Source organism: Burkholderia savannae, assembly GCF_001524445.2.
Lineage (GTDB): Bacteria > Pseudomonadota > Gammaproteobacteria > Burkholderiales > Burkholderiaceae > Burkholderia > Burkholderia savannae.
In genome coordinates, this window is the sequence record NZ_CP013418.1 from 2,429,393 (window position 1) to 2,444,934 (window position 15,542).

At 67.9% G+C, this 15,542-nt stretch carries 14 protein-coding genes; 6 read left to right on the plus strand and 8 right to left on the minus strand.

Annotated elements, in window-relative coordinates; all coding sequences use genetic code 11:
• Positions 1-99: 99 nt before the first annotated feature.
• Entirely contained in the window at positions 100-1,044 is a 945-nt protein-coding gene (gene ctlX / locus WS78_RS31760; RefSeq protein ID WP_038746020.1) for a citrulline utilization hydrolase CtlX, read from the minus strand.
• Positions 1,045-1,088: 44 nt separating this feature from the next.
• Complete coding sequence (locus tag WS78_RS31765; RefSeq protein WP_059576724.1) at positions 1,089-2,165, minus strand: ornithine cyclodeaminase; 1,077 nt, start codon at positions 2,163-2,165, stop codon at positions 1,089-1,091.
• 214 nt (positions 2,166-2,379) lie between these two features.
• Between WS78_RS31765 and WS78_RS31770 the strand changes: the two genes are divergently transcribed.
• Entirely contained in the window at positions 2,380-2,811 is a 432-nt protein-coding gene (locus WS78_RS31770) for an Lrp/AsnC family transcriptional regulator (protein ID WP_038746022.1), read from the plus strand.
• Positions 2,812-3,034: 223 nt separating this feature from the next.
• On the opposite strand, the gene WS78_RS31775 is transcribed toward WS78_RS31770, so the two are convergent.
• Entirely contained in the window at positions 3,035-4,024 is a 990-nt protein-coding gene (locus WS78_RS31775) for a LysR substrate-binding domain-containing protein (protein WP_059576722.1), read from the minus strand.
• 95 nt (positions 4,025-4,119) lie between these two features.
• Here WS78_RS31775 and WS78_RS31780 point away from each other — a divergent pair, with 95 nt between their 5' ends.
• Complete coding sequence (locus WS78_RS31780) at positions 4,120-5,448, plus strand: D-serine ammonia-lyase (RefSeq protein ID WP_038746024.1); 1,329 nt, start codon at positions 4,120-4,122, stop codon at positions 5,446-5,448.
• A gap of 223 nt (positions 5,449-5,671) precedes the next feature.
• Here the strand turns inward: WS78_RS31780 and gcvA are convergent, their stop codons facing one another.
• A complete protein-coding gene (gene gcvA / locus WS78_RS31785) occupies positions 5,672-6,571 on the minus strand; it encodes a transcriptional regulator GcvA (protein WP_038746026.1) in 900 nt (299 codons plus the stop codon).
• A gap of 134 nt (positions 6,572-6,705) precedes the next feature.
• Here gcvA and WS78_RS31790 point away from each other — a divergent pair, with 134 nt between their 5' ends.
• A complete protein-coding gene (locus tag WS78_RS31790; RefSeq protein ID WP_038746303.1) occupies positions 6,706-7,410 on the plus strand; it encodes an SDR family oxidoreductase in 705 nt (234 codons plus the stop codon).
• Between the two features lie 106 nt (positions 7,411-7,516).
• On the opposite strand, the gene WS78_RS31795 is transcribed toward WS78_RS31790, so the two are convergent.
• Both WS78_RS31795 and WS78_RS36690 read right to left on the minus strand, forming a co-directional pair.
• Positions 7,517-8,761, minus strand: coding sequence for a flavin-dependent oxidoreductase (locus WS78_RS31795; RefSeq protein WP_059576719.1), 1,245 nt, complete (start codon positions 8,759-8,761; stop codon positions 7,517-7,519).
• Positions 8,762-8,799: 38 nt separating this feature from the next.
• Positions 8,800-9,111, minus strand: a complete 312-nt coding sequence (locus tag WS78_RS36690) for a hypothetical protein (RefSeq protein ID WP_156437368.1) — start codon at positions 9,109-9,111, stop codon at positions 8,800-8,802.
• 53 nt (positions 9,112-9,164) lie between these two features.
• On the opposite strand from WS78_RS36690, the gene WS78_RS31800 reads away from it, so the two are divergent.
• Entirely contained in the window at positions 9,165-11,072 is a 1,908-nt protein-coding gene (locus tag WS78_RS31800; RefSeq protein WP_059576716.1) for a DUF3857 domain-containing protein, read from the plus strand.
• A gap of 44 nt (positions 11,073-11,116) precedes the next feature.
• Here WS78_RS31800 and tagH read toward each other — a convergent pair whose 3' ends face one another.
• Positions 11,117-12,541, minus strand: a complete 1,425-nt coding sequence (gene tagH / locus WS78_RS31805; protein WP_059576712.1) for a type VI secretion system-associated FHA domain protein TagH — start codon at positions 12,539-12,541, stop codon at positions 11,117-11,119.
• A 49-nt stretch (positions 12,542-12,590) separates the two neighbouring features.
• On the minus strand, positions 12,591-12,998 hold the full coding sequence (locus tag WS78_RS31810; protein WP_059576709.1) for a TssQ family T6SS-associated lipoprotein: 408 nt from the start codon (positions 12,996-12,998) through the stop codon (positions 12,591-12,593).
• 639 nt (positions 12,999-13,637) lie between these two features.
• On the opposite strand from WS78_RS31810, the gene tssJ reads away from it, so the two are divergent.
• Positions 13,638-14,162 carry a type VI secretion system lipoprotein TssJ gene (tssJ, locus tag WS78_RS31815; RefSeq protein ID WP_038746033.1) on the plus strand — a complete coding sequence of 175 codons (525 nt, stop codon included), beginning with the start codon at positions 13,638-13,640 and terminating at the stop codon, positions 14,160-14,162.
• Positions 14,159-15,541, plus strand: a complete 1,383-nt coding sequence (tssK, locus tag WS78_RS31820) for a type VI secretion system baseplate subunit TssK (protein WP_059576706.1) — start codon at positions 14,159-14,161, stop codon at positions 15,539-15,541. The genes tssJ and tssK overlap by 4 nt, the downstream gene beginning before the upstream one ends.
• Position 15,542 lies beyond the last annotated feature (1 nt).

Genomic DNA, 15,542 nt, shown 5'->3' on the forward strand with positions numbered 1-15,542 from the left:
CGAATCGGGTCGCTCCCGGGTAGCTCCAGGCGATCGGAGGTGGAAAAAAAGCGCCGGCGGCGAGCCGGCGCTTCGAATCGCGACACTTCACGCAGCGCGCTACGTCGGCCGGCGCGCGAGGTGGACGCCCGCGAGCATGCAGCGCACCGAGCCGCCCGCCGTCTCGATCGTCGGCACGTCGAGCGGCAGCAGCCGCGCCGAGCGTTCGATCAGCCCGCGCTGGCGCGGCGTGAGGCAATCGAGCGCGCGGCGCGACAGCGCGAGCACGCGCGCGTCGCGCGCGGACAGCTCGAGCGCGTTGCCGGCGAACTCGGCGATCTGCTCGTTCTCGAGCGCGATCACCGTCCGGCCCGTTTCGGCGATGCGGCGGCGCACTTCGTCGCGGCGGTTCGGATCGCTGATCAGATCGAGGCCCACCAACGCGAACTCGGTCGCGATGCTCATCATCACGTTCGTGTGATAGACCGGGCGGCCGTCGGCGTCGGCGGTGTCGAAGCACATGGGCTCGAAATTGAAATGCGTGCAGAAGCGTTCGAGCGCGACGGGATCGGCGCGGCGCGAGCGCGCGGTGTACGCGACGCGCGCGACGTGGTCGAGCACCATCGCGCCCGTGCCTTCGAGAAAGACGTCGTCGTGCTCGAGGCCGGAAAAATCGATCACGTCCTGCACGCGGTATTCGCGCTTGAGCATCTCGATGACATCCGCGCGCCGCTCGCGCCGGCGATTCGCGTTGCAGATCGGATATAGCGCGACGTGGCCGCCCGGATGCGTCGAGAACCAGTTGTTCGGGAACACGGAATCCGGCGTGTTGCCGTCGCCGTGATCGTCGAAGACGTGCACGCGGACGCCCGCCTCCGACAGCCGGCCCGCGGCCGCGGCGACTTCGTCGCGCGCGGCGGCCGCGACGGCCTGCGCGCGCGCGTCGTCGCCGGCCGGGGGCGTGCGTTGAAACGCGTTGTCGGCGGCCGTGTCCGGATTCGGAAAGAAACGGTGCGGCCGGATCATGACGACGGCCGCAGCCGCCTGAATCGACTGAAGACTCATGGAGTGCGACGAGAAAACGAGAAGGGCGCGGCGCGCCGAACGCCTCAGCGCGAGAACGCTTCCGCTCGAACGAACGCCGGCGTCGCGCGGGGCGCGACGCCAGTCGGCGCGCCGATCAGCGCGTACAGGTTTTTCGGATCGTCGGCGGGCGGGATCAGCGAGATCGGCGTGCCGGCGTCGTGCCGCAGCGCGAGCGCGTGCAGATGGCGCAGCGCCGAATAGTCCTCGAGCGCGAAGCCGACCGAATCGAAGATCGTGACTTGCGACGCGCTGTCCCGCCCGGCCGCCTCCTGGCGCAGCACGCGCCACAGTTCGGTCACCGGAAAATCGGCCGGCATCTGCTGGATGTCGCCTTCGATGCGTGTCTGCGGCTCATATTCGACGAACACGCGGCCCATGCGCAGCACGTCCGCGTGCAGCTCGGTCTTGCCCGGGCAATCGCCGCCGACCGCGTTCAGATGCATGCCGGGCTCGATCATGTCCGGCGTGACGATCGTCGCGTACGCCTTGTCGGCGGTGACGGTCGTCACGATGTCGGCGCCGCGCGCCGCGCCGGCCGTCGACGCGGCGGGGATCACGCGCAGCCCCGGATACGCGGACAGGTTGCGCACGAGCTTGTCGGTCGCGTGCGGATCGATGTCGTACGCGCGGATCTCGTCGATGCCGAGCAGCGTGTGAAACGCGATCGCCTGGAACTCGCTCTGCGCGCCGTTGCCGATCAGCGCCATCGTCCTCGCGTCGTCGCGTGCGAGCGCGCGCGCCGCGAGCACCGACGTCGCGGCCGTGCGCAGCGCGGTGATCAGCGTGAGCTCGGCGAGCAGCACCGGGTAGCCGGTGTCGACTTCGGCGAGCGCGCCGAACGCCATCACCGTGTGCATGCCGCGGCCGGCGTTGACCGGATGGCCGTTCACGTACTTGAACGCGAACAGCTTCGCATCGGCGACGGGCATCAGCTCGATCACGCCGTCGCGCGAATGGCAGGCGACGCGCGGGGATTTGTCGAAGTCGTTCCAGCGCAGATAATCGGCGCGCAGCGTGTCGACGAGTTCGCCGACGAAGCGCGCAACGCCGACGCGCGCGATCAGCCGGCTCGTGTCGGGAACGTCGAGGAAGCGTGTCATGAGGTGTCGTCTCCCGTGTTGGCCGCGGCCCTCGTCGGGCCGCTCGTTCAATTGATTATTTCGAAGTCCTCGGCCAACAGATAGCGAGCAAAAGTGACAGAATGCTCGATAATTTCGGCGTTCTGCTTGCCTCGAGATGACAAAATGCGCAGTCGGCGGCTTTCGCGCCGCCGCCCGGTGCCGCACTTTCATTGATTGCTCGGAGAGACTCCCCATGATCAGCCTCGACGACGTCGACCGACAACTCATCGCGCTGCTGCGCGACAACGCGCGCACGCCGGTCGTGACGCTCGCGAAGCAGTTGCGCGTCGCGCGCGCGACCGTGCAGAACCGCATCGCGCGGCTCGAGAAGCACGGCGTGATCGTCGGTTATACGGTGCGGCTGAAGCCCGCCGCGGAGAAGCATCGAATTCGCGCGCTGATGTCGATCGCCGTGCAGGGCAATCGCGCGGCGGACGTCGTCAAGGTGTTGCGCGGGAATCCGAACGTCGCGACGATCCACAGCACCAACGGGCGGTGGGATCTCGTCGCCGAGCTCCACGCCGATTCGCTGGAGAATTTCGATCGCGTGCTGGGCGTGATTCGCCTGGTCGACGGGATCGCCAATACGGAGACGAGCATCCTGCTGTCGACGCACAAGGCGTGAACGGCGGGTTCGTGTTTCGCGATGCTTGGCTCGCGCTTCACGTGGGTTCGTGCGCGACGTTCGATGCGTCGCGCATCGGGCCTGAAGAAGCGCGATGCGCGCGGTCGCGCCTGTCGCATCGGGCATCATCGGGCATCGGGGATTCGACATCCGACATGCGACATCCGACATCCGACCGAAGGCGTTCGTCAGGACATCGGATCATTGAGCGAGACGCGCGCGTTCACACCGGCGATCGTGGTTCCCGATCCGTGCGCCGCCGCTCCTTCGTCCCCCCGCCCGTCGGCGACGGTCGACGCGCCGCGTAATCGTTCGATTCGCTTCGCAGCCAGGCGACGAACGATTGCACGCGCGGATCGTCCGGCCGCGCATGGATCAGCTTGTATTGCGCGGGCGCGGGCACGCAGCGTCCGAGCACGTGGACGAGCCGCCCGCGCGCGATCTCGTCGTCGACGAGCGCCTGCCGGCACACCGCGACGCCTTGCCCCGCAAGCGCCGCGCCGATCGCGAGGCTCGCGAGGTTGAATTCCGGCCCGCGCAGCTCGCCTGCGTATTCCGGCACGACGGCGGCGAGCCACGTGCGCCATTCGACGTACTTCGGCGCATCGGGCCACGCCGACGCATCGTGCAGCGGCACGATGCTCGACACCCATTCGGCCGTTGCCTCCGGTGGATGCCGGTCGAGATACGCGGGCGCGGCGACCGCGACGAGACGCTCGTCGAACAGCGGCTCGACATGGAGCGCGTCGTAATCGAACGGGTCCCAGCGGATCGCGACGTCGATGTCGCCTGCGGCCATCGTCTCGCGATCGATCGCGTGAAACTCCGCTTTCAGCCGCACCGACGTCTGCGGATGCAGCCGATGAAACTCGGTGAGCCTCGGCATCAGCCATTGCAGCGCGAACGACGGCAGGCAGCTCACCTGCAGGTGCGCGTCCGGCGCGCTCAACTGGCGCAGCGTGCGGCCGAGCGACGCGAACGCCGCCAAAGTCGCTTCGTGCAGCACGCCGCCCTTCGGCGTGAGCGCGAGCCCGCGCGCCTGGCGCACGAACAGCGGATAGCCGAGACGCGCTTCGAGCTGGCGGATCTGCTGGCTGATCGCGCTTTGCGTCAGGTGCAGCGCGTCGGCGGCTTTCGTGAAGCTGCCGAGCCGGCCGGCCGCCTCGAAGCAGCGCAGCGCGCCGAGCAGCGGCGTGTCGAGCTTCGTATTCATTAGTGTGGCTTATGCTCCCGCAAGAATTGATCGCTTCATCGGCTGATCGTCGGAACGTACGATGACGGCCTGTTCATCGCATTCTATTTCAGGCCATGCACGACAGCCGACAACTTCCGCTCGATCCGAATCTATTAGCCAGACTTCAGTCTGGCTCGCCGATGCTGTGGCTCAATCCGCATCAGGGCGCGCCGCTGCCGGACATCGCGCCGACCGCCGCCGATCTCGCCGACGCCGACGCGCGCCTGCGCCGCTGCGGCGGCTTGCTGGCCGCGCTGTTTCCCGAGCTGCGGCCGTCGGGCGGGCGGATCGCGTCGCCGTTGCAGCGGGCCGATCGGTTGCAGCGCGCCGGTCATACGGACGCGGGCGCGTGGTTCGTCAAGCGGGACGACGCGCTGCCGGTAGCCGGCTCGATCAAGGCGCGCGGCGGTTTTCACGAGGTGCTCGCGCTCGCCGAATCGATCGCCGATCGGCACGGCCTGCTCGATGCGCACGCCGACCGGCGCGTGCTCGCGAGCGGCGACGCGCGGGCGCTGTTCGCACGCTACACCGTGATGGTCGGCAGCACCGGCAATCTCGGCTTGAGCATCGGGGTGCTCGCGTCGGCGCTCGGGTTTCGGAGCGTCGTGCACATGTCGGCGGACGCGAAGGCGTGGAAGAAGGCGCGCCTGCACACGCGCGGCGTGGACGTCGTCGAGCACGCGGGCGACTATGCGAAAGCGGTCGATGCCGGACGCCGGCAGGCCGCCGGCATGCCGCGCTGCCATTTCGTCGACGACGAAGGATCGCGGATGCTGTTTCTCGGCTACGCGACGGCTGCCGCCGAACTCGCCGGGCAGCTCGCGCGCGCCGGCCGGACAGTCGACGCGCGTCACCCGCTGTTCGTCCACATTCCGTGCGGCGTCGGCGGCGCGCCGGGCGGCATCGCGTACGGGCTCAAGGCGCTGTACGGCGAGCACGTGCATTGCTTTCTCGCCGAGCCCGCCGCGTCGCCGTGCGTGCTCGTGCAGCTCGCGAGCGGCGGCGCGCGTTCGATATCCGTCTACGACATCGGCCTCGACAATCGCACCGAGGCGGACGGGCTGGCGGTCGCGCAGGCGTCGCACCTCGCCGGCCCGCTGCTGCGCGCGCAGGCCGCGGGCGTGTTCACGGTCGACGATCGGCGGCTGTTCGCCGGCCTGCTCGACGCGAACGAGCGGCTCGGCATCGATCTCGAGCCGTCGGCGGCGGCGGCGTTCGGCGGCCCGGCGTGGATCGCGGCGTCGCAGGCGGGGCGCGACTACCTGCGCGGCCGGGGCATCGCGCCGAACGAGGCGACGCACGTGATCTGGGCGACGGGCGGCTCGCTCGTTCCGGCCGGCGCGCATCGGCGCTTTCAGGCGCGGGCGCGCGCGCAGCGGCGAGCGGATGCCGCTCGCGCGTGAGCGGGCGGCTGCTTCGCCGCTTCGGCCGGCGGTTGGGGGGCGCAGCGCGCGCGGCGGGCGTCGTTTCGCATGCCGCGCGGCGCACGACAACCGATAGGCGCGCGGCGTTTCGGTGCTCGTCGCGCCGCAAATCGGGCAATCGCGCGGGCGCGCCACGCGATGTCGCGCTGTGTATCGAGTGACGCATCGAATCGCGCATCTGCATAGCGGATCGCGCATCGAGTCACGCATCGAGCTGCGCCTGACGAATCAGCCAGGTCACCATCGTCGCGATGTCGTCCGGGCGCCGCGGCTCGTTCGGATAGACGACGTAATAGCCGATCGACAGCGGCAGCGCGAAATCGAACAGCCGGCGCAGCCTTCCCGCGTCGATGTCGCGGCCGACGAGCTGATCGCTGACGAGCGCGACGCCTTGCCCCGCGATCGCGGCGTCGATCGCGAGCGACGATTGATTGAAGCGCGGGCCCTTGCCCGGATCGAGCGCGACGCGCTCGGGCAGCGCGGCGAGAAACTCGGGCCACAGATCGTGCGCGTCGTGCAGCAGCACCTGCCCGGCGAGATCGCGCGGGCTCGCGAGCGCGCCGGGCGAGTTCAGCAGCGCCGGGCTGCAAACCGCGTAGATGTCGACCGGAAACAGAAAGCGCGTGGCGAGCCCCTTGCCGAAAGGCGGCTTGCCGTAGCGAATCGCGACATCGACGCCGTCGTTCTGGAACGTCGCGAACTGCGAATCGGCGATCACGCGGATGTCGATGTCGGGATGCTCGTCGCCGAAGCTCGCGAGCCGCGGGATCAGCCAGCGCGACGCGAACGACGGCGTCGTGCTGATCGTGAGGCTCGAGCGGCGCTTGACGAGCCGGTCGGTCGCGTCGCCGATCAGGTTCAGCGCGCGCCGTACGTCGGTGCAGTACGCGAGGCCGTCTGCCGTCAACGCGAGGCCGCGCGGCAGGCGTTCGAACAGCTTCACGCCGAGGACGTCTTCGAGGTGGCGCACCTGTTGCGCGACGGCGCCCTGCGTGACGCCGATCTCGTCGGCCGCCGCACGGAAATTCAGGTGCCGCGCGGATACCTCGAACGCGCGGAGCGCATTCAGCGGCGGCAGTCGGCCGGGGATTCGGATCGTCATGCTTTGCCAGTAGAAGAATTATCGTCAGATGCAAGAAATGATGATTCGACACGACGAATCGCCGCGCCTAAATTAGCACGTCGGCAGGAGCAATGCGGGCAATGCGGCCCGCACATCATCCGAAGGAGATTGTCGTGACAGTAGAAAAAATCGCATTGATCACGGCGGCGGGCAAGGGTATGGGCGCCGCGATCGCGCGCGAGCTCGCGTCGGCCGGCTACCGCGTCGCGCTGATGTCGCCGTCGGGCAGCGCGATCGCGCTCGCCGGCGAGCTGGGCGGCTTCGGCATCCAGGGCTCCGTGACGGACGAGGCCGACATCGAGCGGCTCGTGCGCGAGACGCTCGCGCGCTACGGCCGCATCGACGCGGTCGTGAACAACACCGGCCATCCGCCGAAGGGCGACTTGCTGTCGATCGCGGATGCGAGCTGGCACGACGCGCTCGATCTGATCCTGCTGAACGTCGCCCGGCTGATGCGCCGCGTGACGCCGATTTTTCAGGCGCAGGGCGGCGGCGCGGCCGTCAACCTGTCGAGCTTCGCGGCCGTCGCGCCGGAACAGCCGATGCCGGTGTCGTCGGTGCTGCGCGCGGCGCTCGGCGCATGGACGCGGCTGTACGCGCAGCGCTACGCGGCCGAGAACATCCGGATGAACGCGGTGCTGCCGGGCTTCGTCGACAGTTGGCCCGAGACGCCCGAGATCGTCGCGCGCATTCCCGCGGGGCGCTTCGGCAAGACGCAGGAGATTGCGAAGACCGTCGCGTTCCTGCTGTCGGACGGCGCGGGGTATATCACGGGGCAGAGCATTCGCGTCGACGGCGGGATCGTGCGGGCGGTGTGACGCGGCTCGCCGCAGCCGCCGAGCCGCGGCCATGATCGCGATCGGCGCGATCAGGCCGCCTTCGCCGGTTCGCGCGCCGCGCTCCGTCCGGCGATGCGCGGGCGCGTCACGCGGCGTTCGCTTGCGCCGGCGCGAGCGGGCGGCCGTGATAATCCGGCAGCGCGAGCGTGCTCGCTTCGTCGCGTTCGATGATGTCGTCGATGTCCGAGAACGGCGCGCCGTTGCTGCGGCGGTCGACTTCGTCGATCAACCGGTCGGGCAGATCGAGCCGGTCGCCGAGCACGATGTTCGACGTGTACGTTCGCCGGTCGTGCTCGTAGATCGACAGCGCTTCGTAGACGTCCGGCGTTTCGGCCAGACGTTTGCCGAGGCTGTGGGCGTCGAGAATCGCCTGCCCGGCGCCGTTGGAGCCGACGGGCACCATCGGGTGCGCGGCGTCGCCGATCAGCGTGACGCGTCCGCTCTGCCAGCGGGGCAGCGGGTCCCGATCCGCCATCGGCATCGCGATGATCGGGCACGCCGCGCGTTCGAGCAGATTCGGCGCGTCGAGCCAGTCGAACGTTCTCGACGCGAAGAAGCGGATGAAATCCTTGTCGTTTCCCGGTGCGGCGTTCGAGCCGTCGCGGTAGACGGCCTCGTCCAGCTCGGCGACCCAGTTGATCAGTTGATCGCCCCGCGCGTTGACCTGGTTGCGGATCGGATAGATCACGAGCTTGCCGTGCGACGGGACGCCGACCCGGACCATGCTCGCGCCGGTGAGAAAAGGCGGCGCGATCGTGACGCCGCGCCACATGAGCACGCCGTTGCCTTCGGCTTGCGGGCCGTCCGGATAGAGCGAACGATACACATTCGAGTGAACGCCGTCGGCGCCGATCAGCGCGTTGCATTCCACGTTCACGATGCCCGCGTTGGTCGACGCGCTGGAAAAAATCGCTTTTACGGACCGTTCGTTTTGCGCGAGGGAGATAAACGAATGGCCGGTAACGAGAAAATCCGGGCCGAGCCGTTCGGTTGCGGCCTTCAGCAAAACGAGTTGAAGTATTCCTCGGTGAATCGAAAGTTGCGGAAAATCATGGCCACCATATTTTCCGAGCGGAAGCGAATGAATGCGCTGGCCGTGCCGCGTGAAAAACACCATCTCTTTCGTCGTTACCGACTGGCGGGCGAGCGTTTCGAGCAGCCCGAGCTCGTGAAGCACTTGCGTCGCATAAGGCTGGATGTTGATTCCCACGCCCACCGGCTCGATGCGCGGCGCGGCCTCGAATACCTTGACCGATAGGCCCCGCGCGTGCAGCGAGAGCGCCAGCGTCAATCCCGCAATCCCCGCGCCGACTATGACGATCTTTTTCATGGCAGTTAAATGAACCGCGTGCGTATTTTAAGAGATATTCAATAATATTCATCCGAGGCAGCGGGCCGGAAATTATCATGCGTCCACCTTGAAATCAAGGGGGCGTTGTTGCCGTATTTTTCATTGTCGATCTGATTGTGTTCGATGGTGAAATTGATGATTTTTACTTCACCGAATGCGTTGGTGACTTTATTCGGAAAACGGACATCCGGACCGGCGGCGCGTCGACGCGAATCGTCGCGCGTCGCCCCGATCGGCCGGCGCGAGAGGCCGGTGCGGCGCGCGCCTTGACGCGTGCGGGCGCGCGACCCAAACTGGCTTCGATCGACGGACGGGCGGAGCGTTTTCATCCGTGTCGGCCCGCCGCCGCGATTCGCCCCGTCACTCGCGCCCGCCCGCTGCGATGTCCGATTTCGTTCGATTGATCCGATTATTTTGCGTCGCCTGCTCGGGCCTCGTCGTCCATTGCGCGAACGCGTCGCCGATCGACGCCGATGCGGGCGCCGCCGACGCCGCGCCCGCCACCGTCGTCAGCGACGTCCACGTGTTCGTCGTCCAGCGCGACGGCTCCGTCGACGAAGAAGACGATTCGACGCTGCGCGCGAACACCGCGAGCGGCATCGACGACGTCGCGCAGCGCTACGTGTGGTTCAACAAGGACATCGACCGCGTCGAGCTGTTGAAGGCCGAGACGATCGACGGCGCCGGCGTCGCGCATCCGGTCGGCCCGGAGGCGATTCGCGACGTCGAGGAGCCGCGCTCCGCCGGCGCGCCGTTCTTCGAGAACGGCGTGTTGCGCTCGGTGATCTTTCCGGGCGTCGACGCGCACGCGCGCACGCGCCTCGTGTTTCGCAAGTCGCGCACGAAGCCGCGCGATCCGGGGTTCTTCGGCTATTTCGTCGCGCCGTCGCGGATGCCCGTCGACGCGCAGCGCCTCATCTTCGACCTGCCCGCCGACATGCCGCTCTACGCGGACGCGCGCGGCTACGTCGCGCGAGCGCCGGTGACGGAGAACGGCCGCACGCGCTACGCATTCGATTATCGGCACGGCCCATATCCGCGCATCGAGAGCGGCTCGGTCGGCTATGCGACGTACGGCGATCGGCTGATGGTATCGACGCTGCGCGATTTCGCGTCGTTCGCGGAGCGCTATCGCGTCGCGGCCGTCGACGCGACCGCGGCCGATCCCGCCGTCGCGCGGCTCGCCGAATCGATCGTCGCGAGCGCGGGGGCGTCCGAGCCGCGCGCGAAGGCGCGGGCGATCTACGACTGGGTGCGCATGAACGTGCGCTACGTCGCGCTCTTTCTCGGCGAGACCGCGGCCGCGCCGCACAAGGTGACGGACATCCTGCGCAACCGCTACGGCGACTGCAAGGATCATGTCGCGCTGTTCGGCGCGCTGCTCGCGGCGCTCGGCATACGCAGCGAGCCGGCGCTGCTGAATCTCGGCCCCGTCTACACGCTGCCCGCCGTGCCCGGCTACGGCGGCAGCGCGATCAATCACGCGATCACGTGGCTGCCCGATCTCGGGCTCTTCGCCGACACGACGGTCGGCGGCGTCGAGTTCGGCTATCTGCCGCCCGTCGTGATGGATCGGCCGGCGCTCCTCGTCGACGACGGCGTGCTGTCGCGCACGAGCGCGACGCAGCCGCGCGCGCGCGATGCGCGCCTGCGGATCGACGTCGCGCCGGGCGGGACCGCGCGCTATCAGTATTACGTCGAGGATGCGGGCTGGACGGCGGAGCTCGAGCGCAGCGTGTTCAGGCAGGCGGCGCGCGAGCGCGTGCGGCAGCTCGCGATCGATCGGCTGCGACAGAGCGGCTTACGCGGCACCGCGCAGCTCGGCGCGAGCGCGCGCGATGCGACGGGCGGGCCGTTCTCGACGTCGATGACGGGCACGCTCGAGCACTTCATGTGGCCCGACGGCACGACCGCGCTGCCGGCGCTGTCGAGCCTGTCGGGCGGCATCGCGACGCAGGTGCAGGGCTGGCTCGACGAGCCCGTGCGCACGCAGCCGTGGCTGTGCATCGGCGGCGACTTCGACGAGACTGCGCAGATCGCGCTGCCCGACGACGCGAGCGTGACCGATCTGCCGGCCGACGCGACAGTGCGGGACCGCTTCGTCGATTACGAATCGCACTATGTGCTCGATGCGCCCGCGCGCGTCGTGCAGATCACGCGGCGCCTGCGCGCGCGCTTCGCGCATCAGGTGTGCTCGCCGGAAGATTTCGATGCGGCGCGCGCGTCGCTCGAGCGCATCGAGCGCGATGCGCTCGCGCAGATCGTCGTGCGCGCGAAGGCGCGCGACTGACTGCTTCGGATACCTTCGGAATTCGCCGTGTCGACGAAGGCGAATCAGCTTCTGCCGCGCCCGCGATAGCTTTCCACTTCCGCATCGTACGCGGCCAGAAACGCCTTGCCGAACACGGACGCGAAATCGTCTTCGATCGCGAACAGCGTGTCGCGATGCGTCGTCGCATAGCGGTCCCACAGACGCGCCTTGTACAGCGCGGGCAGGCGCTTCTCGTACCACTGCGGCGCGACGGCGCGCTCGCGCAGGCGCTGCGGCGAGAAGCGCGTCAACAGGTCCATCAACGCGGCGCGCATGCCGGCCACCATGCCGATCTGGTGCGCGTGCAGATCCTGGAACGCGTCGGACACCGCGCTTTGCGGCGACATGAACCCCGGCAGCGGCAGCCCGAACATCTGGCGCAGCACCGCGCTGCCGTCCGGCAGCAGCTTCAGCGGATTGTTCTCGCGATCGAGCAGCATCGTCATGTCGGCCTTCACTTCGCGTTTCAGGATACTGCGCGACGACAGCAGCTCGACCGTGCCGTTCGCGAAGAGCGCGAGCAGTTGCCCCGCGATGAACAGCTGCTCGGCGGACCAGCGATGCGATTCGGCCGCGGTGTCGAGGCCCGCGCCCTCGAAGAACGCCTGCAGCAAGTTCTCGGGCGTCGCGGGCTTTGCGGGCGTCGATGCGCGCGCGCGCGCGGGCATGCCGGCCGCGTCGGCGGAATTCGCGGCGCGCGCGTGCGGCGTCGAATCCGGCTGCGCCGCGGTCGCGGCGGGCTGCACGCGGACGTGATGCGTCCATTCGGGCGCGTGATCCGATTGCGCGGCGGGCGGCGGCGCGTGACGATGGCCGTCCCGCGCGCCGCCCGCCGGCGCGTCCAGGCCGGCTTGCGGCTGCGCGAACAGGTCGAGCGGATCGGTCGATAGTTGATGCAGCTCGCACGGCGCGGCGCAGGCCGACGCATCCGGGCGCCGCGCCGCGCCGGGGCGCTCGGCGGCCGTGGCCGGCCGCGCGCCGGACTCGTCGCCGCCGGCGGGCGTCCTGCCGAGCCCGAAGCGGTCGTGCAGCAGGCCCCACAGTTTGTTGCCCGCGCCTTTCGCGTCCATGCGCGATGCGGGCGGAGCGCCCGCCGCCGATGACGCTTCGATGGTCCGCTCGATCGCGGCATCGTCGGGCTCCGCGCGCAGCAGATATGGCCCGATCCGGATGATGTCGCCCATGTTGAGGCGCTGCGCCTGCGCATAGCCGATCGGCACGCGGTTCACCTCGATCGTCGACACGCTGCTCAGGTTCTTCAGCAGGCACGCGTCGTCGCCCACTTGCAGCAACGCCTGAAGGCGCGAGATCTGGCGCGTGTCGTCGCGCAGCACGAGATGATTGTCGCTGTCCCGGCCGATGGTGCCGCCCGGCGGATGAAACACGACGGCGTTGCGGTCATCGGTGCCGACCGGCTCGCCCGCGTGTTCGATAACGATCAGTTGCATGTCGATACGTCGTTCAGTGGATGAAGCGTTCGCCTGGAAACCGATTTGTTCAGGACGACGCATGTTTGCGACGCGCGGCCTCGAACGCCGGCCCCCAGATCGGATGCCCCTTTTCGGCAGGGGACAGATCGAAGCGCGGATTGATGTCGAGGATTCTCGAGAACTCGGCGCGGCATTGCGTGACGCGCCTCTTCAAGCAATAGCTGAACGCGAGCAGCTTGTGCGCGGTGACTTGCGTGTTGGCGTCGGCGCCGTCGATCTCGCGCGCGTGCGCGCCGAGCAGCGAAATCGTGCGCCCGTAGTCGCCCGCGTCGTAGGCGGCGCGCGCGCCGTCGACCGTGGCCTGCGCAGCGGTCTGAATCGGGGAAGCCGGGGAATTCGGGGAATTCGTGCCGCAACCGCCAATCCCCGCCAAGAAAAAGCCAAGGAAAATATAAAGCGACGATCGGCCTTTCATTCTTGAATTGACGGTTTTAAGTGAATGGGAAAGGGTGGCGCGCCGTGCTGTTGGATTCTAGTTCCGATAATTGGAAATGGACCGGCTGTTACTTTTTGTTTCATCTTGAAACAATAAGTCTGATTAAAGTCCGCTTCTCGGCCGGGCCATGCCTTGTGAAGCGCGAAAGTTGAACCTATAGTTCGATGTGCTTTTTGTTTTCGTCGGTTGTTTGGCCGTGCTCATCCCAGTGCGTAAAAGCCCGCCGCCCATCCGGCGGCATAAAGGGCTCGGCACGAAATAGGCTCCGCGCAGGGCCGTCCGCGCCAGGCGGCGGCGAGGTGCGTCGCGTCTACCCGGCTGGCGTTCGCGAACTTGGAACGGGCGGCCGCAACGAATCAGTCCCGTGAATGATGTCAGGCATTGTCAGGAAGTAATTCAGCTACTCGAATTTCCAGGAATTTCAATTCTCCAGGATTTATTGGTGATTTGACCCGGCTTTCTATTCGATGAAATTTCCGGGTGAAACATCAGTGAAAGGAAATGGAAATTATTAATTAATCGACCTAAAAAAGATCATCACTTGTTTTTAATTCGGTCCGGATTCCGCTTGGGGAAGCCGGCGGGCATCTTGTTGCGATGCGAGAAATGACACATAAAATGCGACGGCGATCAGGCGGCTACATCGTATTGGGATGCGTGCTGCTGCTTTCGGGATGCGGGGCGACCGAGCGTTCCGTTGCGGTGCCGTATTCGATCACGCTCGACGTCGCGCCCGACGTCAATCCGGACATCAATCGCAAGCCGTCGCCGATCGTGCTGAAGGTGTTCCAGCTGAAGACGGCGTCCGCGTTCGAGACCGCCGATTTCTTCTCGCTGCAGGACAAGCCGGAGAGCGCGCTCGGCCCGGATCTGCTCGGCATCGACCGGATCATCCTGCGGCCGGGCGACGCGCGCACGCTCCACTATCGCGGCAACGTCGACGCGAGCGCGCTCGGCATCGTCGCCGAGTATCGCGTGCTCGAGAAGAACCGCTGGCGGCTCACCGTGCCGCTGCCGCGCGCGAAGCAACTGAACCTGTACCGATTCTGGCAAACCTCGCCGAGCGAAATGAAGCTGTCGATCGCGGTCAAGAACGGCGGCATCGGCATCGGCCTCGGCGGCGATTCGCGAGTACGCCAATGAACGAGCCGGCATTGTCCGCGACCCCTGCTGCGGCGCTGCGCCAGCGCGTGATCTGGACCGAGGGCATGTTCCTGCGTCCGCAGCATTTCCAGCAGCTCGAGCGGCATTGGGAGCGCTACGTCGGCATGCGCTGCCTGCCGCTGCAAGGCTTCTACTGGGGCTTCGACGATTTGCAGCTCGACCGCGAGCTGCTCGCGCTCGGCAAGGTCGCGTTGCACGCCGCGTCCGGCGTGATGCGCGACGGCACGCCGTTCGATCTCGCGCATCCCGACGATCGGCCCGAGCCGCTCGACGTGCCCGCCGACGCGAAGGATCAGCTCGTCGTGCTCGCGCTGCCGCTGTGGCGCGGCGGCGCGCAGGAGGTGTCGTTCGGCGCGGATGCCGACGGCAACGGCGACGCGGGCTTCGCGCGCTACGTCGTGCGCGAATACGAAGTCGCCGACGCGAACGAGGTCGCGCTCGGCCCGGCGCTCTTGCAGACCGGGCGCCTGAACGTGCGCCTGATGCTCGAATCGGAGCTGACGGGCGATTGGGAAGCGCTCGGCGTCGCGCGCGTCGTCGAGCGGCGCACCGACGGGCGCCTCGTCGTCGACGACGGCTACATTGCGCCGCGGCTCGTCGCGCAGCGCGATCCGGTGCTGCTGCGCCACACGCGCGAACTGCACGGGCTGCTGACGCAGCGCAGCGAGGCGCTCGCCGAGCGCCTGTCGGAGCCGGGGCGCGGCGGCGTGTCCGAAGTGGCCGACTTCCTGCTGCTGCAGCTCGTCAACCGCTATCTGGCGCTCACGTGGCACGCGCAGCAGGACGTCGCCGCGCATCCGGAGACGCTGTTCTGCGACTGGCTGAAGCTCGCGTGCGATCTGAGCACGTTCACCGCGGCGGGCCGGCGGCCGCAGACGCTCGCGATCTATCGGCACGACGATCTGCGCACGAGCTTCGGCGAGCTGATGGCCGAGCTGCGGCGCTCGCTGTCGACGGTGCTCGAGCAGAACGCGATCCAGATCGAGCTGCGCGACGCGGGCAACGGGATGAAGATCGCGACGATCGCCGATCCGGCGCTGCGCGACACCGCGGGCTTCGTGCTCGCGGTGCGCGCCGACGTGCCGGCCGACAGCCTGCGCGCGCGCTTCCCGGCGCAGGCGAAGCTCGGGCCCGTCGAGCGGATTCGCGATCTCGTGCAATTGCAGCTGCCGGGCATCGCGATGCGGCAATTGCCGGTCGCGCCCCGGCAGATTCCGTATCACGCGGGCCACACGTATTTCGAGATCGACAAGGGCGGCGAGATGTGGAAGCAGCTCGAACGCTCCGGCGGCCTCGCATTTCATTTCGCCGGCGAATTTCCGGGACTCTCGATGGAGTTCTGGGCGATTCGCGGGTGAG

Excerpts from the sequence above, each read along its gene's own strand:
- ctlX (WP_038746020.1), bottom strand. The coding sequence starts at position 1,044 with ATGAGTCTTCAGTCGATTCAGGCGGCTGCGGCCGTCGTCATGATCCGG.
- WS78_RS31765 (WP_059576724.1), bottom strand. The coding sequence starts at position 2,165 with ATGACACGCTTCCTCGACGTTCCCGACACGAGCCGGCTGATCGCGCGC.
- WS78_RS31770 (WP_038746022.1), top strand. The coding sequence starts at position 2,380 with ATGATCAGCCTCGACGACGTCGACCGACAACTCATCGCGCTGCTGCGC.
- WS78_RS31775 (WP_059576722.1), bottom strand. The coding sequence starts at position 4,024 with ATGAATACGAAGCTCGACACGCCGCTGCTCGGCGCGCTGCGCTGCTTC.
- WS78_RS31780 (WP_038746024.1), top strand. The coding sequence starts at position 4,120 with ATGCACGACAGCCGACAACTTCCGCTCGATCCGAATCTATTAGCCAGA.
- gcvA (WP_038746026.1), bottom strand. The coding sequence starts at position 6,571 with ATGACGATCCGAATCCCCGGCCGACTGCCGCCGCTGAATGCGCTCCGC.
- WS78_RS31795 (WP_059576719.1), bottom strand. The coding sequence starts at position 8,761 with ATGAAAAAGATCGTCATAGTCGGCGCGGGGATTGCGGGATTGACGCTG.
- WS78_RS36690 (WP_156437368.1), bottom strand. The coding sequence starts at position 9,111 with ATGAAAACGCTCCGCCCGTCCGTCGATCGAAGCCAGTTTGGGTCGCGC.
- WS78_RS31800 (WP_059576716.1), top strand. The coding sequence starts at position 9,165 with ATGTCCGATTTCGTTCGATTGATCCGATTATTTTGCGTCGCCTGCTCG.
- tagH (WP_059576712.1), bottom strand. The coding sequence starts at position 12,541 with ATGCAACTGATCGTTATCGAACACGCGGGCGAGCCGGTCGGCACCGAT.
- WS78_RS31810 (WP_059576709.1), bottom strand. The coding sequence starts at position 12,998 with ATGAAAGGCCGATCGTCGCTTTATATTTTCCTTGGCTTTTTCTTGGCG.
- tssJ (WP_038746033.1), top strand. The coding sequence starts at position 13,638 with ATGCGACGGCGATCAGGCGGCTACATCGTATTGGGATGCGTGCTGCTG.
- tssK (WP_059576706.1), top strand. The coding sequence starts at position 14,159 with ATGAACGAGCCGGCATTGTCCGCGACCCCTGCTGCGGCGCTGCGCCAG.